At 39.1% G+C, this 25,067-nt stretch carries 24 protein-coding genes; 9 read left to right on the top strand and 15 right to left on the bottom strand.

Features of this window, described 5'->3' with window-relative positions:
- The first annotated feature begins 174 nt into the window (after positions 1–174).
- The 4 genes from ACZ43M_RS12770 (at position 175) to ACZ43M_RS12755 (ending at position 4,200) form a co-directional block, all read left to right on the top strand.
- Complete coding sequence (locus tag ACZ43M_RS12770; RefSeq protein WP_464507783.1) at positions 175–462, top strand: hypothetical protein; 288 nt, start codon at positions 175–177, stop codon at positions 460–462.
- Positions 463–658: 196 nt separating this feature from the next.
- Positions 659–991, top strand: coding sequence for a hypothetical protein (locus ACZ43M_RS12765; RefSeq protein WP_464507782.1), 333 nt, complete (start codon positions 659–661; stop codon positions 989–991).
- A 307-nt stretch (positions 992–1,298) separates the two neighbouring features.
- Complete coding sequence (locus ACZ43M_RS12760) at positions 1,299–1,721, top strand: hypothetical protein (RefSeq protein ID WP_464507781.1); 423 nt, start codon at positions 1,299–1,301, stop codon at positions 1,719–1,721.
- Between the two features lie 46 nt (positions 1,722–1,767).
- Positions 1,768–4,200: a molybdopterin-dependent oxidoreductase gene (locus tag ACZ43M_RS12755; RefSeq protein ID WP_464507780.1), complete on the top strand. Its 2,433-nt coding sequence runs from the start codon at positions 1,768–1,770 to the stop codon at positions 4,198–4,200.
- A 133-nt stretch (positions 4,201–4,333) separates the two neighbouring features.
- On the opposite strand, the gene ACZ43M_RS12750 is transcribed toward ACZ43M_RS12755, so the two are convergent.
- Positions 4,334–5,839: a phospholipase D-like domain-containing protein gene (locus ACZ43M_RS12750; protein ID WP_464507779.1), complete on the bottom strand. Its 1,506-nt coding sequence runs from the start codon at positions 5,837–5,839 to the stop codon at positions 4,334–4,336.
- A 436-nt stretch (positions 5,840–6,275) separates the two neighbouring features.
- The gene (locus ACZ43M_RS12745) at positions 6,276–8,183 is read right to left on the bottom strand and encodes a 3'-5' exonuclease (RefSeq protein WP_464507778.1); all 1,908 of its coding nucleotides are present in this window, start codon (positions 8,181–8,183) and stop codon (positions 6,276–6,278) included.
- Between the two features lie 227 nt (positions 8,184–8,410).
- Here ACZ43M_RS12745 and ACZ43M_RS12740 point away from each other — a divergent pair, with 227 nt between their 5' ends.
- Entirely contained in the window at positions 8,411–8,797 is a 387-nt protein-coding gene (locus tag ACZ43M_RS12740; RefSeq protein ID WP_464507777.1) for an ABC transporter ATP-binding protein, read from the top strand.
- A 370-nt stretch (positions 8,798–9,167) separates the two neighbouring features.
- Here the strand turns inward: ACZ43M_RS12740 and ACZ43M_RS12735 are convergent, their stop codons facing one another.
- On the bottom strand, positions 9,168–10,397 hold the full coding sequence (locus tag ACZ43M_RS12735) for an McrC family protein (protein ID WP_464507776.1): 1,230 nt from the start codon (positions 10,395–10,397) through the stop codon (positions 9,168–9,170).
- Positions 10,397–12,607 carry an McrB family protein gene (locus tag ACZ43M_RS12730; RefSeq protein WP_464507775.1) on the bottom strand — a complete coding sequence of 737 codons (2,211 nt, stop codon included), beginning with the start codon at positions 12,605–12,607 and terminating at the stop codon, positions 10,397–10,399. The genes ACZ43M_RS12735 and ACZ43M_RS12730 overlap by 1 nt, the downstream gene beginning before the upstream one ends.
- A 207-nt stretch (positions 12,608–12,814) precedes the next feature.
- On the opposite strand from ACZ43M_RS12730, the gene ACZ43M_RS12725 reads away from it, so the two are divergent.
- On the top strand, positions 12,815–13,297 hold the full coding sequence (locus ACZ43M_RS12725; RefSeq protein ID WP_464507774.1) for a hypothetical protein: 483 nt from the start codon (positions 12,815–12,817) through the stop codon (positions 13,295–13,297).
- A 41-nt stretch (positions 13,298–13,338) separates the two neighbouring features.
- On the opposite strand, the gene ACZ43M_RS12720 is transcribed toward ACZ43M_RS12725, so the two are convergent.
- The 4 genes from ACZ43M_RS12720 to ACZ43M_RS12705 are packed head-to-tail and all read right to left on the bottom strand — an operon-like array spanning position 13,339 to position 14,855.
- Entirely contained in the window at positions 13,339–13,710 is a 372-nt protein-coding gene (locus ACZ43M_RS12720) for a hypothetical protein (RefSeq protein WP_464507773.1), read from the bottom strand.
- A 17-nt stretch (positions 13,711–13,727) separates the two neighbouring features.
- Complete coding sequence (locus tag ACZ43M_RS12715) at positions 13,728–14,138, bottom strand: hypothetical protein (RefSeq protein ID WP_464507772.1); 411 nt, start codon at positions 14,136–14,138, stop codon at positions 13,728–13,730.
- A gap of 14 nt (positions 14,139–14,152) precedes the next feature.
- Complete coding sequence (locus tag ACZ43M_RS12710; RefSeq protein WP_464507771.1) at positions 14,153–14,362, bottom strand: helix-turn-helix domain-containing protein; 210 nt, start codon at positions 14,360–14,362, stop codon at positions 14,153–14,155.
- Positions 14,363–14,372: 10 nt separating this feature from the next.
- The gene (locus ACZ43M_RS12705; protein WP_464507770.1) at positions 14,373–14,855 is read right to left on the bottom strand and encodes a DUF2975 domain-containing protein; all 483 of its coding nucleotides are present in this window, start codon (positions 14,853–14,855) and stop codon (positions 14,373–14,375) included.
- 179 nt (positions 14,856–15,034) lie between these two features.
- Here ACZ43M_RS12705 and ACZ43M_RS12700 point away from each other — a divergent pair, with 179 nt between their 5' ends.
- Together ACZ43M_RS12700 and ACZ43M_RS12695 are read left to right on the top strand one after the other, a co-directional pair.
- Positions 15,035–16,717 carry a hypothetical protein gene (locus ACZ43M_RS12700; RefSeq protein ID WP_464507769.1) on the top strand — a complete coding sequence of 561 codons (1,683 nt, stop codon included), beginning with the start codon at positions 15,035–15,037 and terminating at the stop codon, positions 16,715–16,717.
- An 85-nt stretch (positions 16,718–16,802) separates the two neighbouring features.
- Positions 16,803–16,967 carry a hypothetical protein gene (locus ACZ43M_RS12695; protein WP_464507768.1) on the top strand — a complete coding sequence of 55 codons (165 nt, stop codon included), beginning with the start codon at positions 16,803–16,805 and terminating at the stop codon, positions 16,965–16,967.
- A gap of 95 nt (positions 16,968–17,062) precedes the next feature.
- Here ACZ43M_RS12695 and ACZ43M_RS12690 read toward each other — a convergent pair whose 3' ends face one another.
- From ACZ43M_RS12690 to ACZ43M_RS12680, 3 genes are all read right to left on the bottom strand, one after another.
- Positions 17,063–17,194 carry a hypothetical protein gene (locus tag ACZ43M_RS12690; RefSeq protein WP_464507767.1) on the bottom strand — a complete coding sequence of 44 codons (132 nt, stop codon included), beginning with the start codon at positions 17,192–17,194 and terminating at the stop codon, positions 17,063–17,065.
- 140 nt (positions 17,195–17,334) lie between these two features.
- Positions 17,335–18,264, bottom strand: coding sequence for a phosphotransferase family protein (locus ACZ43M_RS12685; RefSeq protein WP_464507766.1), 930 nt, complete (start codon positions 18,262–18,264; stop codon positions 17,335–17,337).
- Positions 18,265–18,276: 12 nt separating this feature from the next.
- A complete protein-coding gene (locus ACZ43M_RS12680; protein WP_464507765.1) occupies positions 18,277–18,795 on the bottom strand; it encodes a GNAT family N-acetyltransferase in 519 nt (172 codons plus the stop codon).
- Positions 18,796–19,476: 681 nt separating this feature from the next.
- Here ACZ43M_RS12680 and ACZ43M_RS12675 point away from each other — a divergent pair.
- A complete protein-coding gene (locus tag ACZ43M_RS12675; RefSeq protein ID WP_464507764.1) occupies positions 19,477–20,544 on the top strand; it encodes a hypothetical protein in 1,068 nt (355 codons plus the stop codon).
- Between the two features lie 91 nt (positions 20,545–20,635).
- Here ACZ43M_RS12675 and ACZ43M_RS12670 read toward each other — a convergent pair whose 3' ends face one another.
- From ACZ43M_RS12670 to ACZ43M_RS12655, 4 genes are all read right to left on the bottom strand, one after another.
- Positions 20,636–22,633, bottom strand: a complete 1,998-nt coding sequence (locus ACZ43M_RS12670) for an acetoacetate--CoA ligase (RefSeq protein WP_464507763.1) — start codon at positions 22,631–22,633, stop codon at positions 20,636–20,638.
- Positions 22,634–22,658: 25 nt separating this feature from the next.
- Entirely contained in the window at positions 22,659–23,441 is a 783-nt protein-coding gene (locus ACZ43M_RS12665) for an enoyl-CoA hydratase/isomerase family protein (RefSeq protein ID WP_464507762.1), read from the bottom strand.
- A gap of 13 nt (positions 23,442–23,454) precedes the next feature.
- Complete coding sequence (locus tag ACZ43M_RS12660; protein WP_464508018.1) at positions 23,455–24,639, bottom strand: acetyl-CoA C-acetyltransferase; 1,185 nt, start codon at positions 24,637–24,639, stop codon at positions 23,455–23,457.
- Between the two features lie 127 nt (positions 24,640–24,766).
- Positions 24,767–25,057, bottom strand: coding sequence for an antibiotic biosynthesis monooxygenase family protein (locus ACZ43M_RS12655; RefSeq protein WP_464507761.1), 291 nt, complete (start codon positions 25,055–25,057; stop codon positions 24,767–24,769).
- Positions 25,058–25,067: the final 10 nt, after the last annotated feature.

Genomic DNA, 25,067 nt, shown 5'->3' with positions numbered 1-25,067 from the left:
CAACCTCTGTATTTATTTATAATTCATTACAGGTATACAACCATTTAATTTCCTTCGCCTGTATAGTTGTTTTTTTACTTTGTGTCTCTTCCATTTTAAAGTAGGGATATTAACCCAAGAATAAAAATAGGTAAACGCATATTCTGGATTAAAAATGAAATGAAGGTGCTTTTCATGAATCCAGAACCGCAATATTATTACGATCTATCTCAGGAAAATAATCAGGTTGAAAATTTAGACCAAAGGATTTGGGGTATAAGGCCATTTTTCTTTAGACCCTTTTTTAGACCGTTCCCCTTTAGACCCTTCTTTTGGGGGCCATATTGGGCTAACCCTTTTCTAGGCGGTTTATTAGGAGGTTTATTAGGTGGCTTATTAACGGGGTTGATATTACGACCATATGGATTTTGGTATGCTTATCCTTATTATTATTATCCGTATTATCCGTATATTCTTTTTTAGCATCACGAACAAATGTTCGGTTTATCTTTCCATTAAAGAGATTATTACACTTAATAAACAAGAAAATGGGACCTCATTGAGAAGTCCCATTTTTTTGGGGAAAAATGATCCAATATAGGTAAAAAATTTTATGAATACTACCAGTTAGAATAAACAAAGAATAAACGAGAAAATCACAATGGAAAGGGCGGTAAAAATGAATCTTAAGTGGTTAAGACTATTACCAACAGTTTTTCTTTCTATCTTCCTGTTATTGGGGTGTAATAATAGAGATAAGGATAATAATCCACCACCACCTGAAGTGGATGTAAATCCAGGGACAGAAGAACCAATTGAAGATCCTCAAGACGCAGCAGATCCAGATAATATTGATGAAAATAATGTAAACACTGATAAAGAAGAACCAATTGAAGATCCTGAAGATGCAGCAGATCCAGATAATATTGATGAAAATAATGTAAACACTGATAAAGAAGAACCAATTGAAGATCCTAAAGATGTAAATGACCCAGATAATAAAGATGAATAAAATTAAACACCGTTTGTTCCGCAAACGGTGTTTTTCTATGTATCAAGGCTCGAGGCAAAAGTCGATAGAGTGTGGAAGGCAATACCTGGGTAATCTCCTCCAATAATCTAAGAATCATTAAGTCTCGTCCAAACTGTTCTGTAAGAGTAATGCTAATTCGATTGTTTTAAAAAACTCACCCAACTTCTAACTTTAAATGGAAAGTAGTTCCATCTAAAGTATATTCGTGAAATGATTGGGAAATTTAGTAAGGAATAAGAGCGCTGCGCGCAAGCGTTTTAATTATTTTTGAAAGAGAGGAAATTTATTGTTACAACTAAAAGAGTTATATTCAGATCTTCAAAACCAAACTGAAAAAGCAATAAAGGAAATAAAAAATTCTGATCACCCGATTGCGATTTTACTTCAAACTATATTGAGAGAGCAACTGGAAATGATTAAAAAGCTAATGCAAGAGCTTGCAAATGATAGGGCCGAACTAAAGAACATCACAGAATTTCTGACAATTATTTATCATGATAATGAAATAGCCAATCCTACATTTCGAGCATGGAAAAGAGCGGTTGAATGGATGAGTCTTCCATACCTGGAATCAGTGAATAATTTGGAGCCTTTGTTCCAGGAAATTAAGACCAACCTTGAACACTCAGCTGCCGAATTGGAAAGGATTTATGGGGCTGAGCAAACGAAGTATATCATCCCTTCTTTTTACATATCTGCCCTTCGCTAGCAGTAAAATCTTTTTTCTCACAACTAATATCCAAGGAGGAAGTTCAATGTCCTGGGAAACTGAAAGAACCGATATAAATGTGTACAGCCAGGGAGATATTGATAAGTGGGTGTACAGTACCTGTAATATATGCTCAATCGGCTGCGGCTGCTATATAGCTGTGAAAGATGAGAAGATAGTTGGAATCAAGGGAAACAGTGCCCATCCCATTAACAGAGGCAGACTTGGCCCAAAAGGGGAAAATCAGTGGTATGCCAATAATAGCCCCGATCGTCTGTTAACTCCCATGATCCGTGATTCTTCCGGAAAGTTAGTTCCTGCAACATGGGATGAGGCGATGAATTTAATAGTAAAAAAAGCGACCGATTCTCTAAAACAGAAAGGGTCAAATAGCATAGCCATCTATTCAACCGGACAAGGTTTCTTAGAGGATTACTATACAATTGCAAAGATCGGCAGGGCCGGCTTGCAAACTCATTTGCTAGATGCCAATACCCGGCTTTGTACAGCTACCACCGAATTTTGCTTACTACAATCATTTGGTGCAGATGGCAGCCCAACTTCCTATGATGATGTAGACGAAACTGATACGCTCTTGTTGTTTGGACACAATGTAGCTGAAACGGGTACAGTGCTGTTTGAACGGATAATGGACCGTAAGAAGAGAACAGGAAAACCGTTCATTATCACTGTTGATCCTAGAAGGACACTGACAGCAAAGGCCGCGGACATCCATCTTCAGCTTTATCCTGGAACAAATGTGGCTCTTTTAAACGGAATTCTTCATCTGATTTTAACAAATGGCTGGATTGATGAAAACTTTATTGATAATCATACAATTGGGTTTCAAGAAATGGAGGAATCCGTAAAAAATTGGACCCCGGAGAAAACTTCTGAAGTAACGGGGGTACCTATCGACCTACTCCTGCTTGTGGCAGCACAGCTAGGGAAAACACCATCACTTATCACCACCACTCTGCAAGGAATCTATCAAAGCGCTGATGCGACAACAGCATGTGTCGCCATCAATAATTTGCATTTGATTAGAGGGTTAATTGGCAAGCCAGGCTGCGGACCACTCCATATGGCAGGACAGCCAAGCTCATCCGCCAACCGGACAGCAGGCGGGGTGGGAACTTTTCCAGCACAGCGGAATTCGGCCAATCCGTCACATATACAAGAGATGGCAAGGCTATGGAATGTAGAGGAAGCGAAACTTCCGGTGGGACCGGAAAAGGGTATTGAGGAACAAATTGATATGATGGAAATGGGCCAAATCGGCTTCTTTTGGAATATCGGCACCAATCCCATGGTTTCTCTTCCGAATAGACGGCGGGCCAAAGCAGCATTTGAAAAAACATTCGTTGTAGTTCAGGATCCTTTTTTAACAGAGACGGCCACGGTTGCAGATGTTGTTCTGCCAACTGCTTTGTGGGGGGAAAAAGAGGGAGTGATGGAGAATACAGAGCGAACGATAAATTTATTAAGAAAAGCCGTCAACCCACCGGAAGGAGTAAGAACTGATTTTGAAATTTTGTTAGATTTTGCAAAACGGATGGGTTTAAAGGATCGTGATGGAAATCCGTTAATTGATTACACTACAACAGAAGAATGCTTTGAAGAGTGGAAAAATGTCTCTCGTGGCCGTCCTTGTGATATGACCGGGATATCTTACGAAAAGTTAGAAAAGTATAATGGCCTTCGCTGGCCTGTAAATGAAGAGCATCCTGAAGGTACAACCAGACTATATTCTGATTTTAAATTTCCTACAGAAACAGAATATACCCAGAGTTTTACGAAACATCAATTTACAGGACGGCCTTTAACAAAACAAGAATATGAAAGGAAAAATCCAAATGGCCGGGCAATCCTTTATCCAATCACCTATTTGCCACCTGCTGAACAGCCGACAAAAGAGTATCCAATGTGGCTGACAACAGGACGACTTGTTTGGCATTGGCATACCAGGACAAAGACGGCTCGATCACCTTTTTTGCATGTAGCTGCTCCCCGGGGATATGTGGAAATCAATGAGGCAGATGCAGAGTTACTTTCTCTTCTTCCTGGAGAACTTATCCGTATCTCGTCCCCACGTGGATGGATTGAGGTTCCTGCAAGAATTGGAAAGGTGGTACAAAAAGGACTAGTATTTGTTCCATTTCATTTTGGCAGTTGGGAAAGACGGGAAGCTGCAAATGAGTTAACAGCGGATTTTACCGACCCACTATCCAAACAGCCAACATTTAAGCAATCAGCATGTAAAATCGAAAAGTTACGAACCCAGCATATCGTTACTGAAGAAGATACTTTACAATCACTGGCTAATCAATATGGCATATCCGTTGATAATCTACAAAAAGCCAACGCATTAATTTCACCCTACGATATTCAAATTGGAAAGATACTTGAGATACCGGCATCAACCATTAATGTACCAATACCACCGTATTTACCAGAGTGGAAGGTTGGCTCGTTTTAAAAAAGGGATATTAATCCTTGTGAATAAAAAAGAACTTCTATGAAAGATTTCTAATTTCATTTTCAAAAAAGCCCTCAGATTGAATCGTCTGAGGGCTTATGGAATGTATTATTATGATTATCTTCAAAATAGCTTACAACAGCGGAAAAAGAAGGCGGGCCCCTTGCTGCATTATCCGCTGTGAAGGAGAGCGTTGCAATAAATCATCCATTCGCAATGGGACAGAATCACAAAGGTCTTGCTCAAACTGTTCTGTAAGATCTATCGCGACATCTTTACTGTAAAAAAATTCACTCACTTCGTAATTCAAACGAAAACTTCTCATATCGTAGTTTGCTGCTCCGACTTCTGCTACTTCCCCATCGATAACCATCGTCTTCGCATGAAGCATTCCTTTGTTATATAAGTAGATTTGGACCCCTGCTTCCAATAACTCTCCATAATAAGTAAAGCTTGCCCGTTCTACCATTTTTTGATTTACTTGACGAGGTACCAGCAATCTTATCCGTACGCCACGTTGCACAGCCGTCTTAAGCCCCATAATAATATCCTGATCTGGTACAAAGTAGGGTGTGGTGATATCAATGGTCTTTGTGGCTTGTGTTAACCCTATAAAGTACGCTTGCCTAATAAAAGGTGTAGGAATACTTGGATCACCTTCTACTGTCTGAACATAGGCTTGGCGCATTTTCTCATTAGTCGGAACTTTATTCGTCTTCGTTCGTTCAACCGTTCCCAACTCTGTGCTCCATTCTGTCATCGTGGTAAATGGTGTTAACCGGCTGGTTTTAGGAATGATTGAGGAACCATCTTTTACTGTTTTTGTTTTCATTCCAGATTTCCCCCTAATATGTTCAGGTGAGGCAATCTTCCAATGGTTCTCGAAAACCATTTTCAAATCAGCTGAAGCTTCACCAACTATTCTTACATGAGTGTCACGCCAGTAGCCTACATTTGGCTTTAATCCAGTATATTCATCCCCAATATTAATCCCGCCGGTATAAGCTTCTATGCCGTCAAATAAGGCAATCTTACAATGATCCCGGTTATTCAATGTTGAAAATATCCAAGGGGCACGTAAAGGAAAAATAGTCCGACATTCTATTCCGGCATCCACCATCCGAAAAACCTGTTTTTGGGATAATTTCCTGCTCCCCCAACCGTCTCTTATAAACCGGATATGTACACCTTCCAATGACCGTTCAATCAGTAAGTCCGTAATGCACCTTCCGATTTCGTCGTCTCTATATATGTAATATTCAAGGTCAATTGTTTTTTTGGCGTTCTGTATAGATTCCATAAGTTTTTCGTAAGTATTTATCCCATTTATAAGCACTTGTACTTGTCCAGACTTTAATCCACTCCCGGTTAAATGTTTCAATGCTTTCGCTATTTGCTGAGCTGAGTTGGCAAAGGAATCAGGAAGCATGTCTGATTGAGAAGAAATAAAAGTGGGCTTCTTACTTTGATTTATACGTATTGGATTTGATGTAATAAGATAGAGCCCAAAACCAATCACAGGGAAGATAAAACTAATGGTTATCCAATTTAAAGCAACTGCTGGTCGCCTTACCTCGCGAACCGCCATTATGATCATAAAAACAGTATTTAATAAGTATAGTCCAATAATCCATATCAATAGAAAGCCCCCTCCTTTTTTTCTTTTAAAATGTGCAAATGGTAACCCGTTTATAAGTATCTTTTTAAAATTTAGTTGCATAAGAAAAAAATAGGAGTCATTGTCACGGTAATCATATACAAGGTCATTGTGATTATCCACAAAATCCAAGGTGAAAATATTTTCATGGCGAGTGCTTACTATAATAACCTCAATAGAGAATATTAATATTACTTTATTATTTAGCCTTTTGGGGATAATGTAATGTATATTTCGAGGGATATTCTGATGCGTTGGTGGAGATTCGCGTGGATATCGATCGAGATGTGGCCAAAGTATACGACAGATATATTACGGATAAGCATTTTGTGTATTTTAGAGATTTTAAACTCAAGTAGGCCTGTTAAGATTAGCAAAAAAAGAGTTGGAAATTTACTTTGCCAACTCTTTTTTATCATTAATTTATTTTTTCAAACCCACTCTTTTTTTGGTTTCTTTCTAGTAAAATTCCATCAAAATACTGGGTGAACTCAGATTCCCCCGAGTACGACAAGCATAAATATTGTTTTGCTCTTGTCATCCCTATGTAAAGTAAAGATACCTCCCGCTCTTTATCATCTTCCAATGGGAATGGCATTGAATCAACATTTACAATAAACACTGCCTGGAAATCAAGGCCTTTACTGCTATCAATAGTACTTATCTTGATCTTTCCATCATCTTTCTTAAAGGAGCGCTTTGAACCATCATTTTCAGTTATCCAATAGTATGTCAACCCAGATTCACCCAAAATACGTTTAATAGAATCAACAACCGGGAACTTGTGAGTCTTTTTAACGCGGTAGAGTATCAACATCTCGTCTAACGGTACTTTCTTTTCTTCATGCAGTTTTTTTATTTGTCTTGCTACCACTCTTATCTCTTCAGGAAAGGTTTTTGCCTTAATAATACCTACGTCTGGGCCTTTTCTTTTTGTACTTTGCGGAGCAATAATTTCCCCTTCAAGTTCACGATTCACAACCTTATTTTTAAACATGGAGTGCTCCCTGTAAAAATCCCAGGCAAACTTTACAATTTGTGAAGTATTTCGGTAATTTATCGTTAAAACTTTTGATCTTCCTTGAAAACTCAAACCAGTATCCTGCAAGTATGAGCGTTTACGTTTGTAAATAGTTTGTGCTCTATCTTCTACCAATAGCAGTGATTGAGTATCAGAATTAATTAGCAGGCTGACCAATCGCAGCCATTCAACCTCAAAATCCTGGCCCTCATCAATCAGTATCGCATCGTAGGTAGGGAGAATCGTTTCGTTCCTCTCAATTTTTTCAATCATATCTGGTAACTGATATTCATTCATTTTCAAATCATGTTTCAACCATGAATGAAAGTTTCGAACGATTATATTTTGATTTTGAACTTCTTTTGACCCTGGATCGAAATCAAATAGATCCTCTGGTTCATTTAACATATGATTAATCATTTGTTGAATCGCATTAGCCAATGAGATATTAAAACATAGGATGAGTATCCTCCAATCCGGATTTTGTTTTAATAACATCTTTGCACGACTTGCAAGTATTATCGTTTTACCACTGCCGGCAACTCCTCGAATCAAGCGATTCTTATCCCCGATTTGTTTGGCCAAATTCTCCTGGTGAAGATCCATCGTTTTAATATCGTGTAAAGACAAAAGCAACTGATCTTGATATGGAACTGGTGCCTTAAACTCAGCGCTTATTCGAACCTCAGGGAATAAATGATAGCGAATCGCATTAATATCTTCTATCGACAGTGGTTCCCTTAATCGAAAAGGAACGACAAACATGTTTAAGATCTTTTCCATTAGTACTTCTTCAGAAAACTCTTCCTTTTCCGGATCAATTTCATCCCTTGTTAAACAAAGATGGGGTTCAATAACTGAATAAAGACCGTCCTTAATAAAATCCTTGGAGTACAATCTGGTAAAAACAACACCATGGCCATAAGGAAATTTCAGTTGAAATTTATGCTTTCCATCTAATTGAACAAGATTTTTATCTTTTTTCAGTACATCCACAACATGGAACATATAATCCCTTGCTTGTTTCATTGGACTTTTTATTACCGCTTGGTCACCCGAAGTCGTAACAATATGCCATTCATCATGGTTTAATTGAAAAAGAGTATTCTTGGTATAGTCCTTTACTTCCAGAACTACAATTCCTAAATCAGGGCCGATGATAACAAAATCCGGCCGTTTTCCTTGTATTTCCGGTTCAAAATAAACAATATAATCATCTGGAAGAAACGTTTTTAAAGTTCGAAAGAATAATCTTTCTCCAGCAGTGGCAGATGATCGTATTGTTTCAGGAATCGTAATCGCCATAACAACCGCTCCAAAAATTGCAATTTTCTCCATTATACTATAAATAGTACTATTAACCTAAATATTTACAAAATCCATTAAAAATCTCCTATATTTTTTACATACTTTTACTTTATATAACAAAATTTATCCAAAAAGTGTTGTTTTTTTATTCTATTATTTTAATATTATAATTGGATAAATATTCATATTAACAATTGAGATTTAACGAACTCTAGGAAAGTGGAGTGGTAGTTTTGCTTAAGGGAATTATTGAAAAATTATTTAAACAAAATCAAAATGTCATACAAGAAGAAACACCAAAAATTAGCCAGGCTGATGTGGAGGCATTAATTGATGCAAAATTAAAGGAACATGCTGCAGCATTAGAAAATAATATTGCAACCAAAGAAAGTGAAAATCAAGACAAAAATGAGGAAGATTACAAATTAACTCCAAAACAAACTGAATATGCCTTATCTCTAATTGACAAGGTCAGCAATGAATTTGAATTGGCTATTGACCCTGCCGAGTTAACCGTTAAAGATTTAAATCGGCTAATTGCATTTCAAAGGTACAAGAACAAAGGAACACTAATAAATTTGGTCAAAAAAGGCGTCCTTAAGAAAAAATAACATCGGTGATTTTTTCTGAGTAACAAAAACTCCCCAGATTTATGAATCTAGGGAGTTTAACTTTCCACTCAAATTGGTAATGGAGATGGTACACATTTCACTTAGAACTGAGCATAACAACAATAATAATATTCACTTAAACAATATTTAAATCTAGGATTAAAAGGTCATATTATCAATATTCTCCGTTTATAGATGAACAACGCTATTCAATATTTGTTAACAATCCAGTATCTCCGGAATTTTTCAAAATTAGCTAGAAAGAATATCATCATGAATGGTATCAGGAAAATGAGTACTTAATATAATCAGTATCTTCATATCAATATTTTACGCCAAACGCACAATCCACATCTATCTTTAAGGTAATTCACATATTTAATATAATGTCCCTTAAATCCTCCACCGTCTCCATAAAACTACTCAACCTAACCGTTTGTATTTCAATATATTTTTCTTCCCCCGGCACCTGCCATTTAGGAAGTCCGGCACTAGCCTCAGTTTTCGGATAGAGGAGCACACATTTTTCCGCTTCTTTATAAGAAGTAACATAAGCATACATTTGGTACAAATCACTCTGCAGATACATAAGTCTTCCCTCACGAATGATTGTCTTCCATTTGGTATCAACGATTAGTTGATATCTATCTCCGTTAATAACAAAATCAGGCTTTAGTTTAATATTTTCCTGTCCTGTGTTAACGTTTATTAACAGCCGTTTTTCATCATGCTGCGCGCGAACCGAAATATTCTCATCAATTGCAAGGAATCGAAAAGCTGATTCAATATACGCTTCAAACAGTTGATTCATTTCAAATAGAAATGAAAAGCTGTGGCTGTTGCTATATTTTGAAGTCATCATTTCGTTTTCAATAATCAATCTTGCAACCTTAAAAACCTGTTCAAAACGCCGATTTTGCCGATGAAAAGTCATGAGGTCCGAGTGTTCTTTTCGAATAGTAACATCTGAAACACTTTGCAGCATATCCAATATAATCAGTGATTCCGTTTTTAGTGTACTTTTCGAAAGATACGGAAACAGTAATTGCAACGCCCGTTTCAAGATTTGATTCAGCAGTACATCCTCTTGTAGTTCATCAAATTCACAAAATGCTTTTACTGGTTGAAAGGCATTTTGTCTGATGTGCTCAGCTAGCACAAATCGCCCTTTTAATGCTAAAACATTTTCCTGCTTCAGCTTATATTCTTTATACACTCCCCTTCTCAATTCTTTAAGCAAGAGCTGTAAATATACTTTTGCATAGATATGAAAGAGATCTGCTTTAGCTAGCTGGCTAATGGTCGCATCATGAAGGGTGATTGGCAGATAACGAGTTTTATTTAACATATTTATTAGCGCTTTTCTGTTTTCCTCTTCAGAGTCTTGATGAATGGCTATTTTTGGCAATATTTCCAAGCGTACTGAAGAAAGTTGAATGACCCCAACAATATTAATAAAACGAATTTTGCCATAGCCAATTTCCATAAAGGAAATATACTTTTCGGATGCAAATTGAAGCAGTTCATCCCATTCTTCTTGATTGATATGTTTACCCAAGAGAAGCCAATCATAGGCTTCTCGAATACTGATGGTCTTCATTACTCGTAAATCCTTTGAATATCCCGAAGTTTTAGTTGCTTTTTAATCCGGTATTTTACCGGTAAATCAAGCGTTGCCAGCATAACAGAGTCTTTAAAAAGTTTGTGCAGGTTTATCTCCTCACGGTACACAATGCACGCTTCCTCTTCTGAGGTACCAATCCCGCCAAGGACCAAACCGATTTTTTCCCAATCATCATAAAAATACTCTTGCAGCAAAGGAACAATTTTATTTAATAAGACAAGAAAAACTTCTTCCTCTGTCTCTGCATGCATGAAGTAGGCATGTCCGATTGTATGGTCGCGATCAAATAAAACTTCAATCCTTTTGTTCATCAGTTCCAAAAGATTAGGCAAATCAATATTTTCAATTGGCTGCAACAGATTGGGCTTTGGCATCATCTCTTCAAATGCGAACCGGCGGCGCAATGCTGTATCAAGTAATGAAATAGAACGGTCTGCTGTATTCATTGTTCCAATCAAATAAAGGTTGGGAGGCAAGACAAATAGTTCCCGTGAATACGGAAGCTTAACCACTGTTTCGTTTTCCCTGGTCAATCGTTTGTCGTCTTCAAGCAATGTGATAAGTTCCCCGAAGACTTTGGAAATATTGGCCCGATTAATTTCGTCAATGACAAGGACATAACGCGGCGCCGAGGAAAAATCAAAACGGTCCTTTTCCTGCATAGCTTTTAACACTGCCTGCTTTTTATCTTCATACCTTTCTGCCGGGTTACTCATATTTAGGCCTTCATATAGTGCTTCAATGGCAATCCGTTTTAACGTGCCATCTTCTGGTCTAAATCCTCCCTCTCCATCCGAACGGAGTCCCTCAATAAAATCTTCGTAGGAGAAACTTTGATGAAACGTGATGAACTGGACTTGTCCTTGATTCACTAGCGATTTGTAATGCTTCTTATAATCAATATCCTCAAATGAGCCTTCAATTGTTTCAACAGCACTTTTTGTTATATTAAATGTTTTCCCTGTCCCTGGAGGGCCATAGTAAATCACGTTTAATGGACTATTTGGCAGATTCGCAGGTGTTGGTTCCACTTTCACTGAAGGGGTTTCCTCTTCTGGTTTTAATCCGTTAAACATCACATTTATGTGCCTTTTTTTCGTAATTTCATGGATTCGATCGCGGAAACCACCGTATCCAGGCAATAGTCGTTCCTCTTTCGAAATCCACTCAATTGGAATGGTATGACCCAAAATATCATCGAACTTATATCCATCAATTGGATTGGCGCTAACTTGTGCGATTGCGGCAATTTTTAAAATGTACTTTAAACCGCCATCCTCTTGCCGTTCGGAATAGGTGGTTTTGACACCGACAATATCCCCTTTCTTCAATTTGAAGAAGGCTTCAATGGCATCCTTTTCTTTTTCATCCTTAATTTCAGCATAAATAAGATTCATCTCATCGCTGGTTATGTAACTCGATAAATCATTTTTAAAAATCGGGAGTGAAATGACGTTATGTTCGATAAAATGGCTCAAATAATCCCGTTCTTCATAGCGGTGTTCAATTAAATAATAATGGGTAGGTTCCTTTTCTCCGTACCTTTTCCAAATAAATTCACTTAATTTCACATAATTCCAGCTTTTAAACGGCTCGATTTCCTTAAGTCTTTTATACTCTAGATATTGCAATAAGATAAAGTTTTTAGAGGTATCTTGAATGATTTCAGCCGGCAATTCCATATCCTCAGCCAATGGTTCCAAGACTTTTCGGGCGTAAACATTAAAAAACTTTTCCGGAAAATAGATATTCAAAATTTTCAACATGACCATGGGCCACATCATCAATTCATTTACCTTGATATCTTCCACAAGATCCTTTGAAGCCAAATGCAGATTGGTCACAAGTTGATTTTTTAATTTTGAAAACTCTGCTTCGAGCTCTTCTCCTTGCAATACTTTCTTTTTCGTAGAGGCACCCATGCAATAATCCCCAGTGCTGCTGCGGTAAATACCAAATTTCGAGGCATTGCCGCCACCGATGCCCCCAAGAATTTCTTTTCGCTCCAGCCAATAAATAAACGCATCTCTTGTTGGTGTATCGGCGTACTCTTCCACTGTCATATCCGGCAGTCTATCTAATGGAAATCGCTCAACAAATTGCCTTCTCTTTTCCTCGGTGATACGTATGTAATCTTCATCAATGGTAAACTGGTTTGCTGCTTCAATCAAAGTTCGTAAAGACATAATTCTAAATACCTTCCTAATCTATTACTTTTTATAAATATTTTAACAAAGATGCTTCTTCAGTGAAAACTTCTAGTTCCGAAATATCCGCCCCAATTCACAAATTATCGGCACTACCTATACAATTTGCCTTAATGAGGGAGATTTTTTAAAAAAATGGTTATCATAAAGAAGCGTAGAAAAAATTGGGTTGAGGTGGAAAGAGTAATGATCCGAAAGAGGCATTTTCTATTTAATTTGATCATCATCATCGTTCCGTGGTTGTCTCTGCTATTGTTCGGAAGACGCGATTTCAGACGGTTTTCCTTTGCTGGCATGTTTATTATTGTTTTTGAAATTATTAATCACTTATATGGACATAAACGGAATTGGTGGAAATTTTACGAAAAGAACAAGTCATTTATGCGGGATGAACTGCCTTTTAGTGTCGGACCTTATGCGCCCCTTTCGATGTGGCTGCTTAAATTTTCCTTCGGCAACTTTAAGAAATTTGTGGGGCTGAATGCTATTGCGGACGGAGCTTTTGAGTTTTTAATCATTGATATTCTGAAGAAATTAAAAATCATTCGGCTTAACAAGTTAAATCATATCCAGTTTTTTATTTACCTGAACTATAAAGCCTATTTATTGTATGGCATTCAGTATTTATATGAAAAACTACGGACAAAACGCGGGTATTTCATACCTTAACTATTTAAGCCCTAACTCATTCTGGAGAAAGGGCTCTTTTTCTATAAAATGGGCTGCGCATCTCTAACAGAAATTACTTCAATCTCTGTACAATAAAAATGCAACGTATCTTCCTCGTAATCAATCACTTCAAATTTCTTATTGTCCCAGCCTCGATCGCTAATATCAAACATCTCGAGGGAGAGTTGATGGAAAATACCCCCGCTTTCAAATTTGATGGTATTCGGGTTATGGAAGCGAAAACAGGCGATATATTCTGTTCCTTTATCCTTAATAAGAAAATCGATATCCAGGACACAACTGTCTTTAAAAGACCTATTTTGAAAGTTCAAAACGAAACCAACGATAGACTCGATATTTTGTAAGGAAAAATCTTTTATTTCATCTGTTATCAGGCTCATATTTTTTATCAATTTGAATCTCTCCATACTCATTTTACTCTTATAACTTCTGTCTCTTCTACAGAATTACCCGTAAGCTCAAAGAATAGTTCCTGATTGTCGACTAATTGGAGTGTAACTTTTTTGTTAAGTGGAATGGTATCGCCGTTATCTTTTAAAATCTGAACTTCCATCTCGGCTTCACCATCTAAATCAAAGTCTTCTTTAAGGAATTCAAACCTTAGTTCTTCCCCTTTTTCAATTTTTGACCCATCAGCATTGGTCATATTGGATGAATGGTTCAGAACAGCCGCGCCCAGTCCATTGAAGTCAAAATTAGACTTGTTTTTAATCGTAATGATCATATTGTTTTCATTGGGTTTAATCGGAGTACCCGACTGTTCGCTACATGCAGATAAAAACAGTATTAACATAATTGGAATTAGTAATAGTTTGTTCAATTTCCTATCCTCTTCTATTCATCATTTCGGTATTCCAAAATATCTCCAGGTTGACAATCCAAAGCCTTACAAATCGCTTCTAATGTGGAAAACCGAATCGCCTTTGCCTTTCCATTTTTCAAGATAGAAAGGTTCGCCATGGTTATCCCTACCCGCTCTGAAAGCTCTGTTACGCTCATTTTCCGCTTTGCCAGCATCACATCAATGTTGATTATAATTGCCATTCTGTTCACCTCAGATTATTAAGTCATTTTCCGATTTTATATCAATCGCTTCTTGTAAAAGCTTTTGAAGCACTGCAGCGAAGACTGCGATTACTATGGAAGCAAACGGAACAATCAATCCGACAAGGACAACACCTGGGGCATCATCTGCTTCGGCAAACAGATAAAAGAGCGGCCAGACAAGCAGATGTAAGCCACTAATGATGACGGCACAGTACTTGATTTTCCGTAAAGCCATGACGGAAAGTTCGGAGAAAGCATTATTTTTGTCAATATAGCGTAAAAGGCTGAAAGCTAGATACAAAGCAAAGTAAAACGGAATCGCCGATGCGTAAAAGATAATCGAAACGAGATATTTTATAAAAGCAAAGTTTGGAAGCAATTTTGCTGCAAGATCCCCCATCTCAGGCACCAAAAAGATGCATAGGGCAAGAACTGGAATTCCCATAAGAATTACCGCTATTTTTAAAAACAATGTCGAGACATTTCTCATAAAAACCACCTCATGGTATTATTTTATATTGATTTTAAATCATTATTTATCGTTTTTCAATAAAAAGTTATTGAATTTTACACACCTTTTATCGTTTTATTTTTGTTTGACGGGCATTTTGGCATGAAATACAATAAACTTAATAGTTAAAGAGTTTTCAGGGAAGACAGGTGAAGATCTTGTACGAATTAAAGCTGCGCAAGATTCTGAGGCAAGTGAAAAATGAAAATCCGCAAAAACGATACGAAGCCCTTGGAAAGCTTTTTGAAATTAAGCAGCAGGATGGATTAGAGGTTCAGATCGAGGTCCTAAAAGATATGATTAAAGCTGCTGCTAGTAAGTTCCCTCAGCCTGTCGACAACTGGGACAATCCTTCCGTCTATCTCGTTGATTTTGTCTGCGATTTTGCCAGACCCGAAGTCATTGAGGGGCTCATGAAGCATTTTGATGGTTTCGAGCTTCAGGCGAAGGAACGGGCGATTGATTATCTTCTTGGAACGGAAAACGAAGAAATCTTTTATTTTTTAGAAGAAAAGATAGTCGGGTTAATGGAGAGTGAAGATTTTCTGGTCCCCTATCGGCAGTTGTCTTCTTATCCCATGCTGATTAAGGGAATCTTGGAATACACCCTCGATAAACTAGATTCCAAGCATTATAAATTCATGATGTATGACCTGCTACTGTCGTTAAACACTTCTGGGTATGAGCAGGGATTTAAGAAGGAGCAAGTCCTTCCGATCTTGCTAAAAGATTACCAAGCAGAGAAGCTGGAGTATTTAAAGTTTGACCCTGACTATACGACGAAATTTGTTTACACTGCCTGGAAAGACAATTATATGATTGTCCGCAACCGGATGCGATTGTTTATTAATTTGATGGAATATTATTTTTCTGAAGAAACGCAAAATGAGCTTCAACAGGCCCAAGGTTTCCACGATCCATTTTTAAAAGGGGAAGCTGTGCTGATTGCGATCTCCAAGAATCTTGACTATGATGCTGCTGCATTGTTGGACTGTGCAAAGAATATTGAAACCGCCGAAATGGTCTATTGGGAGCTGAAGGACAAAAATCTTGAGCACATCTACCCGATTTCCGAGAATAAACAGCAGCATTTGGCACGGACTAGATTGTTTTCGACGATTATCCATCTGCCAGAGGATGATGACGGGATTGTGCACTATCCTGAGGACATTGAAGTGGTGGATCACGTGGAAACCGAAAATACGTACGGCCAGCCAATCTGCTATTATTTAATGAGCTTCCGTGAGCAAGACCGTATGTATGCCGGCTGGGCTGGCGGTTATTCGCTAGAGGATGGCGATGATACTGCTTTAATGTGGGATGGGACGTATACGGATTTTGTCGACTTTGATTCATTAAGTATCGAGGAACATAAACAGCAATTTTTCCATTATCGGTCTGAGGCTATTCAAGAAATGGAAAAAAGTGTGTATTACGAGAGTTCGCCAAGGCTTAGCAGAGGTGCCTGGTTCTTTATCGCCTTGTTGATCACCCATTGGGTTCGGGTGATTCTCTCCGGGTTTGAAGGATTGTTGTGGATATCTTTATTGTTTACTATAGTTGGCGGTGCTGCGTGTTATTACGAGTTTACTAGAAATAAGCAGCGAAAGGTATTGATTGTCGGCCGCCAGCTTGTGAAGCAGGATGGGTCTAAGCAATTCAGTATTGGGATGGACGAGATTAAGAAGGTGGAATACAACCGAAAGCATGTCCTTGTTTATAACAAGAAAAATGAACTAGCTTTTAAGATTCCGTTGAGATGGGTGCAGTACGATTTGTTTTACTATCATTTGAAGGATCATACCGGGCATTTGAAAAATCGTCCGTTTATACAGGGATAGTTTTTGGGGTGGTGCTAATTGGAGTGCCACTCTTTTTGTTGTGGGATGGGGGTCTATGGAGAAATTGTAGTGGAGAAATCGGGCAATGGTTACAATATTCTCTTTTTTTACTTATCGTGGCATATTAGATAATTTTTCAGGTTTTGTGTATACGCCGAACGACCAAACTCCTTCTAAAAATGCGTTTGAAGGCGATTTCAAGAAAATAGAAAAAATGGACAAGAACTGGTACTTTATTGGTTCTTACTAAAATAAGTGTCAGCCAATTCATATCTCAAACGGAATTTGTAATAAAAAACCACCTTTTCTATGTATAGTTACATAAAGGTGGTTTGGTAGATAGATTTATTTCATTTTAACTGGGGTAACTACTGCATAGGTGCCTTCTGCTGGGTCAGATACATTCCATTCAATAATTTTTATGGTACCTTCCCCATTCGTGTCTTTTCTTATGATCGTTACTTGGTCTTTGCTCATCTTCTGTCATCCTTCCATCTGTAATATCACACAGAAGCTAATATATGACGGATTCAAAAAAATGTGCATGATTTTTTGGAACTAGAAAATATTTATATATTGGCAATTTTCTAATTTAAAAGACTTGCTTTCAGAGTAACTCAAAAGTGGAACAAAAAGGTGGATAGCTCCTCAAAGTCTTCACTCTTGCCGGCTTGCTCGTTTTTTGAAATATAAAAATTAATATCGCTGTATCTGTGCAGAATACTATAAATCATCAGCTTTTTACGCAACGATTCATTCAGTTCATCATTGCCATAGCTTTTTATAAATGCTGTAGTCATTTCCTTGTTCCCATTAAACATGAACAGGATTGGCCCCAGCAAATCATAGTCCCCATCTCCTAAAAAACAATCGGCAAAATCAATCACACCTGTTAATGTCCATTTTCCTTCTACTCTATTAAATAGTAAATTGAATGGCGTATATTCCCCTGTCAGTAATTTCAGGTTAGGCGTGTAATCAATATAGGATTCATCCACATATGATTCAAGTGATTGCAACAGATGCGGTGGCAAATCGGCATGGTTGTCCAACCTATTTTGATATTGCCTATCGATAAACTCGCGCCAATTCACATTAATTTTTGAAAAATGCTCTGTAGGAACCTGGTGAAACTCCCGGATTACCTTCCCTAAAGCCACACCGCACGCTGCTCGTTCTTCTGTCGTGAGATCATCCCATAAATCTATCAACAGCGTACCCTTTAATTCGGACATGATGAGGTAATTCCACCCCTCCAGGCTGCCCACTGAAATAAGCTTAGGCGTCTCGACTAAATGAATGCGCCCGTCGATTGCCTGTAGTACTTCCACTTCTCTGTCAAATTGCTCATTAAAATAACTAGGAAATAGTTTAATCACCAGTTCGTGGTTATAGCTGTAAACAATATTGGAACCGTATGAAAATCGCTCTAATGCTCCTTCAGGAAGGTTTTCCTGCTGCACAATCAGGTTCATTTTTCGGTCCCAAAAGGGTGAATCCTCATTTAAAGATTGAAAGTCTTCATAGGTTAAATCTGATAAATTCATCGTACCTACTCCTTATAATTCTTTTTCAAAACAAATATATTCCTGGTGGCCTTCCGGCTTTGAGTTAAAAAAGACACTGCCTCGTTTTTGATACCCCAATTTTTCATATAAATGGATGGCTTTCGCATTCCCCGAAAAGGCGTCCAATCTTATACATTTGTAGCCCTGCTTCCTTGCAAATTTCTCGCATAGCTTCACAAAATCCGTGCCAATACCGTTTCCTTGCCTTGACGGATCAACCATTAAGGAATGGATGACTATTGGCTGGCTTCCTGTCCAAGTGATGGTTTGCCATTCGTCAGATTCCCATTCATTAAGGACGACATGACCAATGATGTCTCCGTTTTCCATTAGAACAAACAAAGCATCATCTTCGATACATTCCTGAAAATAGTCTTTATTTGGATAGTGGTCATCCCACTGGAGAATGCCGTTTTCAAATAGATTCTCACGGCACTTTAGATAAATTGCATTGACTTCTTCTAGCATATCTTGCGTTGATTTTACAAATTTTAGTGATTGAACGTTCATACTAACTCTCCATAACTTTGATAGATTTATAATATCCTAATTTTAACATATAAGGCTATGTATTTATCATTATGGTTGTAGTGATAATGGTTAAAAGTCTTCTTCAATAAAAAAAACCTTTCTTTATAAAAGAAAGGCACTTTCGATTAACGGGTTCCGTATCCTTTAACAAAATATAAGCGGAACTTTTCCGGTTAGTCCGCAGAATGGAGCTCAATATGGGTAAATAGGCGGAGGTTTTCCGCTTATGCAAAGCAAAATCACCTATTTTCACATTTTTCAAGTCAATAGTCGGAATTCTTCCGTCTATTTATTGTATTTTGGGTACTATTTTCAAATTAAGGGAACTTTCTCCGCTTATTTAGCAACCATACTATTCCCTCATCCGGATCCGTAAGTGTCCACTCCCCTAATTCCACCGCTAAAGCATGCCCACCTTCTTCATTTACATCTGTGATTACGAATTTGCGTACATGAGCTGCTCCCATTCCTTTATTGCAGCAGTCACACACCGGTTGTCGATGTTGCACTGCGCCAATAAACTCTATTGGCGTAATTGACACCTGAATTTTGACGTTGTACTACGCCAATAGGTTTAATTGGAGCAGTTGAATGCATAAGCTTTGAACACCTGAATAGGTTAGGTTGATATTGGTGACCTTAAATTGAGGTGATGAATAAGTGAAAGGTAAAATATTGTTATTAGTGCTAATTTGTTTTTTAGGCACATCAAATATCATTGGAGCTGCCGCAAACAGGAATTTTGAACAGGAAGTTTTTCGTGCATTTGATAAGGCTTTGTTTCATAATGACCACCAAAGACTAAATACGTTAAAGGAGCCTCATGTCAAGCTGCCGGAAATCAGGGAGAAAACGCCGTTAGGTGGACTTGGAACTCTTCCTTCTCCGCGGAAAAACACTCTTATTTTAATGGGCCATTTTTTTGAAGATGGGCAGGCCGAGAGAATTGCTTTTATCTGGGAGATTACATGGAAGGATCACAAAATATCACATATCAAGGTAGTTTCTGATGTGACAAACCCACTTATGAATGAATTGATTGTAACCAAGGAATATCGTGAAAAGTTTAATAAGGAAATCCTTGTGCCCAGCTATTTTCCGTTTCATATCACTCATGTTGAGGGTAAGGTTACTGGGAAGGAACTATCTATTGAATATAAAAATATGAAAATGGCTGGTGTCCTCGAAATTACGGCAGCTCCTGCGGTTGATGTTCCGAAGGGGTATAAGCCGGTTGTTATTAGTGATAGAAAAAAAGGCTTGATTGGAAATACACCAATGGGTTATAAGCTAGTCTTCTCGCAAGAAGATTTGCAGTATAACGTGAGCTTAAATGGCACCAATGGGAAATACAAACCTACGCAAACGGATTTAATAAAAGTGGTCAATTCCATGTTCCCTAAACAAGCACCCTGGAGTGATTATCCAGACAACTCCGCGAAAAAATTTAAAGATGCCGAGGCGTTTTATAATTCCCTAGACCAGTGGGAATATGAGGAATTTAAGGATTCGAAGCTGACTATCCGTGAAAAAACACCTTATAAAAATGTAAACTCCGTGCTGATGCGTGCCGACGATTATGCGCATTTTAGAGTTGGCAGCGGTAATGGGCGTCATCCTGAGAGGCAAGTATACGTCTTTATCTCTGTATCGGAGAAAGGAATACCGAGAGCCGCTATCTTTGATGCGGAAACGAGGGAAAAATTCCTTGAATTGGGCGACTGGTAAAGTTTAAAGAGCTACTCAATTTGGGAGTAGCTCTTTAAACTTTTTAAACCAAACATGGTAGCGACGTTATTAGTAGTAAATGAATATCACCTTAGTTTTTAACCCCCTGAACTAACCCGTTTCTAAATTCAACAAAGTATGGTAATGTCTCCGGATTTAACAGTGAACCTTCATTTACCGCCTGTTCAATCTCCATACCCATCAGAATTTTCTTGATTGGAACCTCCAGTTTCTTACCATTCAACGTTTTTGGCAGGTCTTTCACACTGAAAATTTCATTAGGCACGTGCCTTGGAGAACAATTGACACGAATGGTTTGGTTAATGCGGTTTTTCAAATCATCTGATAGCTCCGCTCCATCCTTGAGTACAATAAATAACGGCATGTAAGATTCCTCAGCATTAATCGGAATGTCCACAATTAAACTATCTACCACTTCCATGATGATTTCCAGTGCGCCATATATTTCACTTGTTCCCATGCGAATGCCGCCGCGATTAATAGTCGCATCCGAACGGCCATAAATCACTACTGTTCCTCTTGAAGTGACCTCGATAAAGTCTCCATGCCTCCAAACATCGGGGTAGACGTCGAAGTAGCTGTCCTTATACCTGAAGCCATCATCGTCATTCCAAAAATAAATCGGCATACAGGGCATTGGTTCGGTAATGACCAATTCGCCGATTTCATCATATACCTCAACACCGTCATCATTAAATGCCTTTACAGCAGCTCCTAGTGCCCTGGCCTGGATTTCCCCTGAATAGACCGGCAAGATTGGACTGCCGCCGACAAATCCTGAACAAATATCCGTTCCCCCGCTCGTGGAATAGAGCCAGATATCTTCTTTCACCTCATCATAAATCCATTGGAACCCGCTTTCAGGCAAAGGCGAACCCGTAGACCCGATACTTCTTAGAGATGATAAATCAAACTGTTCCTTCGGTTTCACACCGGCCTTCATGCTTGCCATTATAAAGCTTGCACTCGTTCCAAAAGTCGTCATTTTAGTAGATTCCGCCAATTTCCACATTGTTTCATAATCAGGATAGGCCGGATTGCCATCATACATCACGATCGCTGCCCCGGTCAACAGCCCGCTGACAGTAATATTCCACATCATCCAGCCTGTAGTGGTGTACCAAAAAAATCGATCGTCCTTCTTTAAATCTCCTTGCAGACCCAGGAATTTCAAATGCTCCAGCAGGATTCCTCCCTGACTTTGAACAATCCCTTTTGGTTTTCCCGTTGTTCCCGAAGAATACAAAATCCAAAGTGGATGACTAAACGGCACTTGTTCACAAATTAGCGGTGCATTCTTGTGTTCTGCCATGATAGTATCCCAACGGACAGAATTTTGTTGGTCCGCAATGTCTGCTTGTTCATTCAAGTATGGAATAACAATGGTTTGCTTTAAAGTAGGCAATTCGTCTTGTAAATTTTTCACAAGATTAAGCCTGTCGTATTTCTTTCCGCTATATTGGTAGCCATCAACGGCTATCAAAACGGTGGGTTGGATTTGTTTGAAACGATCAATGACACTTTTGATTCCAAATTCCGGTGCACAGCTTGACCAAACCGCGCCAATGCTGGCACATGCAAGAAAGGCTGTCAGAGTTTCCGGGATATTAGGGGCATACGCTACAACCCGGTCCCCGCTCGTTACTCCAATGGACTTTAAGTGTTGTGCTGCTGCTGCCGTATTTCTTTTTAATTCCTCCCAGGTCAACTCCTGTTGTTCACGGATTTCGGACTGATGAATGACGGCGATTTTACCACGTTCTTCATTTCTGAAAATGTGTTCAGCATAGTTCAACACCGCACCCGAAAACCATTGAACATTCGGCATTTTACTCCCGGATAGTACGTCTTCATAAGGTCTTTCTGCTTTGATTTCGAAGTAGTCCCAAATGGCAGACCAAAAGTTTTCCACCTCAGTGACGGACCATTCCCATAATTGATCGTATTGCTCAAATTTCAGCCCTCGATGTACCTCTAGCCAAGTCATAAACCTTTTTATATTTGACTGATCTTGTATGTCTTGCGAGGGCTCCCAAAGTAACTTCGCTTGCATCTTTTCTGCCTTCATTCCTATCCCTCCAAGCTACCATTTCTTAAGAAAAAATTGCATTTCGCTTCTCCAGGAAAGCGGCAATTCCCTCTTTTCCCTCTTTACTGCTCGCTCTTTCAGCAAGCAGCAACGACTCCTTGCTCATTTGCGATTCCAGTGTTTCCTGCAGGGAATGATAGAAAAGTTTTTTCGTTTCCCCATATGCGTTCATTGGACCCTTAGCCAACGTTTCTGCTAATCCGAGGACAGTATCCATTAATTGATCCTCCGCTACAACCTGGTTGACGATCCCCCATTCACAAGCCTCGTCTGCAGTCAACTGGCGATTGGTGTACATTAGCTCTAAGGCCCGTCTCATTCCCACCAACCGTGGTAAAAAATAACTGCCGGAGCCATCTGGCGTTAACCCGATCCGGTTATAGGCCATGACAAACTTTGCCTTATCTGATGCATAAACCAAATCGCAGGCACACGCCATGCTCATCCCGGCGCCTGCAGCTGCACCATTAATTGCCCCAATGAAAGGCTTGTTCATTCTGGCAAAAAACGAAATCGCTTGATGCAGGTAAGATGTCACCTTTTTCAGATGCGCACTGATGTCTTCGCCTTCCGCCGCAAAGCTTTTCAAATCACCCCCGACAGAAAACCTCGTTCCTGCCCCAGTGATCACAACAGCCCTTACGGTTTGACTTTCAGAGCAATAGATAGCTGCCTCCATCAGTTCCTTAGCCATTTGAAGATCTATGGCATTCCCTGCTTCCGGACGGTTTAATGTAACAATAGCAACGTTATTTTCTATAGATAAATTAACAAGATTTTGTTCCATTGTCATTCTCCCTTCACCTTACTGATTCAATAATCATTGCGATTCCTTGTCCGCCGCCGATACAGAGGGTGGCTAAACCATATCTCAAGTTCCGTTTTCGCAGTTCAAGCGCCAAAGAATAGGTAATTCTCGCTCCGCTAGCACCTAGGGGATGACCTAGAGCAATCGCCCCGCCGTTCACATTTACTTTTTCTTGATCTAGCCCCAGTTCTTTGATAACAGCTAACGATTGGGCAGCAAACGCCTCATTTAATTCAACTAAGTCAATATCGGCAAGGGTTAACCCAGCCTTTTCCAATGCTTTTTTGCTTGCTGGAACAGGCCCGATTCCCATCATTTTCGGATCGACTCCTGCTACGGCCCATGAAACGATTCTTGCCAATGGTTTTAATTGATGCTCTTGTACATATCCCTCTGAGGCTAGGATGACAGCAGCAGCACCGTCATTTATGCCGCTTGCGTTTCCTGGCGTTACCGAACCATCCTTCTTAAAAGCAGGTCTTAATTTGGCCAAGCCTTCCATGTTGACACCATCTCTTATGTGCTCATCAACACTGATCGCAAGTTCTTTTCCTTTCCGGTCTTTGATAATAACTGGCACAATTTCATCACCAAGACGGCCGCCATCCCTTGCATTCTTAGCCTTTTCCTGAGACAGAACTGAAAATGAATCTTGTTCCTCACGCGAGATGTTGTATTTCTCCGCAAGATTTTCTGCTGTCATGCCCATTCCACAGCCAACATATTGGTCGATTAAGGTCTCCCAAAGCATATCGACCACTTCAGGTGCCTTGTTTGGCGAACCAAAACGCGTTCCCTTCAGGATTTGAGGTGCTAAGCTCATGCTTTCACTCCCGCCAGCTGCCACCACACTTGCTTCCCCTAATGCAATCGCCTGTGCCCCTGATACAATGGACTGTAATCCTGACCCGCATAACCGGTTGAGGGTAAGCGCTGCTGATGACTGGGACATCCCGCTTTTTAAGCCTATATGCCTTGCCAAATAAGGAGAATGACTCCCTGTCCCAATCACATTTCCGAAGATAATTTCATCGATATCACATGCAGGAATGCCGCTTCTCTCTATCGCTCCCTTTGTTGCTATTACACCTAGGTTCAAGTCGCTTACTTCCTTTAAAGAACCGCCATACGTTCCAAACGGGGTTCTCGCCCCATCAATAATATAAGTGTTCATTATGCTCCTCCATTCATTTCAAAAAATATGTAACCTTAAAAAAGAAGAGGGACGAAAAAGTCAACGAAATACGACCCCAATGTCCCATCCTTCTTTCAATTTCTACTTTCCATTGTCTCCACTTTTTCTATTAAAGTATCAGTCTATAATGCTCTGTTTGAGGAACATGCAAATAGAAGGGACCAATTAAAGCCTTCATTTCTTGAAAGGCAGGCGAATTTTTAAATTCAACCACATGATCCTCCACAGTTTTCCATTTAACACAGACTAGATACTTATTATCTTGCTCTATGCACCTTTGCAGTTCAGATCCCAAGAAGCCCTTGGCAGTCGAAAGTAGGCCGGCTACTTTTTTAAAAGCAGTCTCAAACTCCTGTTGGGAGCCAGGTTTCACTTCAAGGAAAAAGGTTTCTTGCACCATTTCGTCTGCT

It is taken from the genome of Neobacillus sp. B24, from assembly GCF_055381825.1.
This window is presented reverse-complemented; position numbering and strand designations above follow the sequence as displayed.

Coding starts and splice junctions, on each gene's coding strand:
- ACZ43M_RS12770 (WP_464507783.1), top strand. CDS start 175: ATGAATCCAGAACCGCAATATTATTACGATCTATCTCAGGAAAATAAT.
- ACZ43M_RS12765 (WP_464507782.1), top strand. CDS start 659: ATGAATCTTAAGTGGTTAAGACTATTACCAACAGTTTTTCTTTCTATC.
- ACZ43M_RS12755 (WP_464507780.1), top strand. CDS start 1,768: ATGTCCTGGGAAACTGAAAGAACCGATATAAATGTGTACAGCCAGGGA.
- ACZ43M_RS12745 (WP_464507778.1), bottom strand. CDS start 8,183: ATGGCGATTACGATTCCTGAAACAATACGATCATCTGCCACTGCTGGA.
- ACZ43M_RS12735 (WP_464507776.1), bottom strand. CDS start 10,397: ATGAAGACCATCAGTATTCGAGAAGCCTATGATTGGCTTCTCTTGGGT.
- ACZ43M_RS12730 (WP_464507775.1), bottom strand. CDS start 12,607: ATGTCTTTACGAACTTTGATTGAAGCAGCAAACCAGTTTACCATTGAT.
- ACZ43M_RS12725 (WP_464507774.1), top strand. CDS start 12,815: ATGATCCGAAAGAGGCATTTTCTATTTAATTTGATCATCATCATCGTT.
- ACZ43M_RS12710 (WP_464507771.1), bottom strand. CDS start 14,362: ATGGCAATTATAATCAACATTGATGTGATGCTGGCAAAGCGGAAAATG.
- ACZ43M_RS12705 (WP_464507770.1), bottom strand. CDS start 14,855: ATGAGAAATGTCTCGACATTGTTTTTAAAAATAGCGGTAATTCTTATG.
- ACZ43M_RS12695 (WP_464507768.1), top strand. CDS start 16,803: ATGGTTACAATATTCTCTTTTTTTACTTATCGTGGCATATTAGATAAT.
- ACZ43M_RS12690 (WP_464507767.1), bottom strand. CDS start 17,194: ATGAGCAAAGACCAAGTAACGATCATAAGAAAAGACACGAATGGGGAA.
- ACZ43M_RS12685 (WP_464507766.1), bottom strand. CDS start 18,264: ATGAATTTATCAGATTTAACCTATGAAGACTTTCAATCTTTAAATGAG.
- ACZ43M_RS12680 (WP_464507765.1), bottom strand. CDS start 18,795: ATGAACGTTCAATCACTAAAATTTGTAAAATCAACGCAAGATATGCTA.
- ACZ43M_RS12670 (WP_464507763.1), bottom strand. CDS start 22,633: ATGAAGGCAGAAAAGATGCAAGCGAAGTTACTTTGGGAGCCCTCGCAA.
- ACZ43M_RS12665 (WP_464507762.1), bottom strand. CDS start 23,441: ATGGAACAAAATCTTGTTAATTTATCTATAGAAAATAACGTTGCTATT.
- ACZ43M_RS12655 (WP_464507761.1), bottom strand. CDS start 25,057: ATGGTGCAAGAAACCTTTTTCCTTGAAGTGAAACCTGGCTCCCAACAG.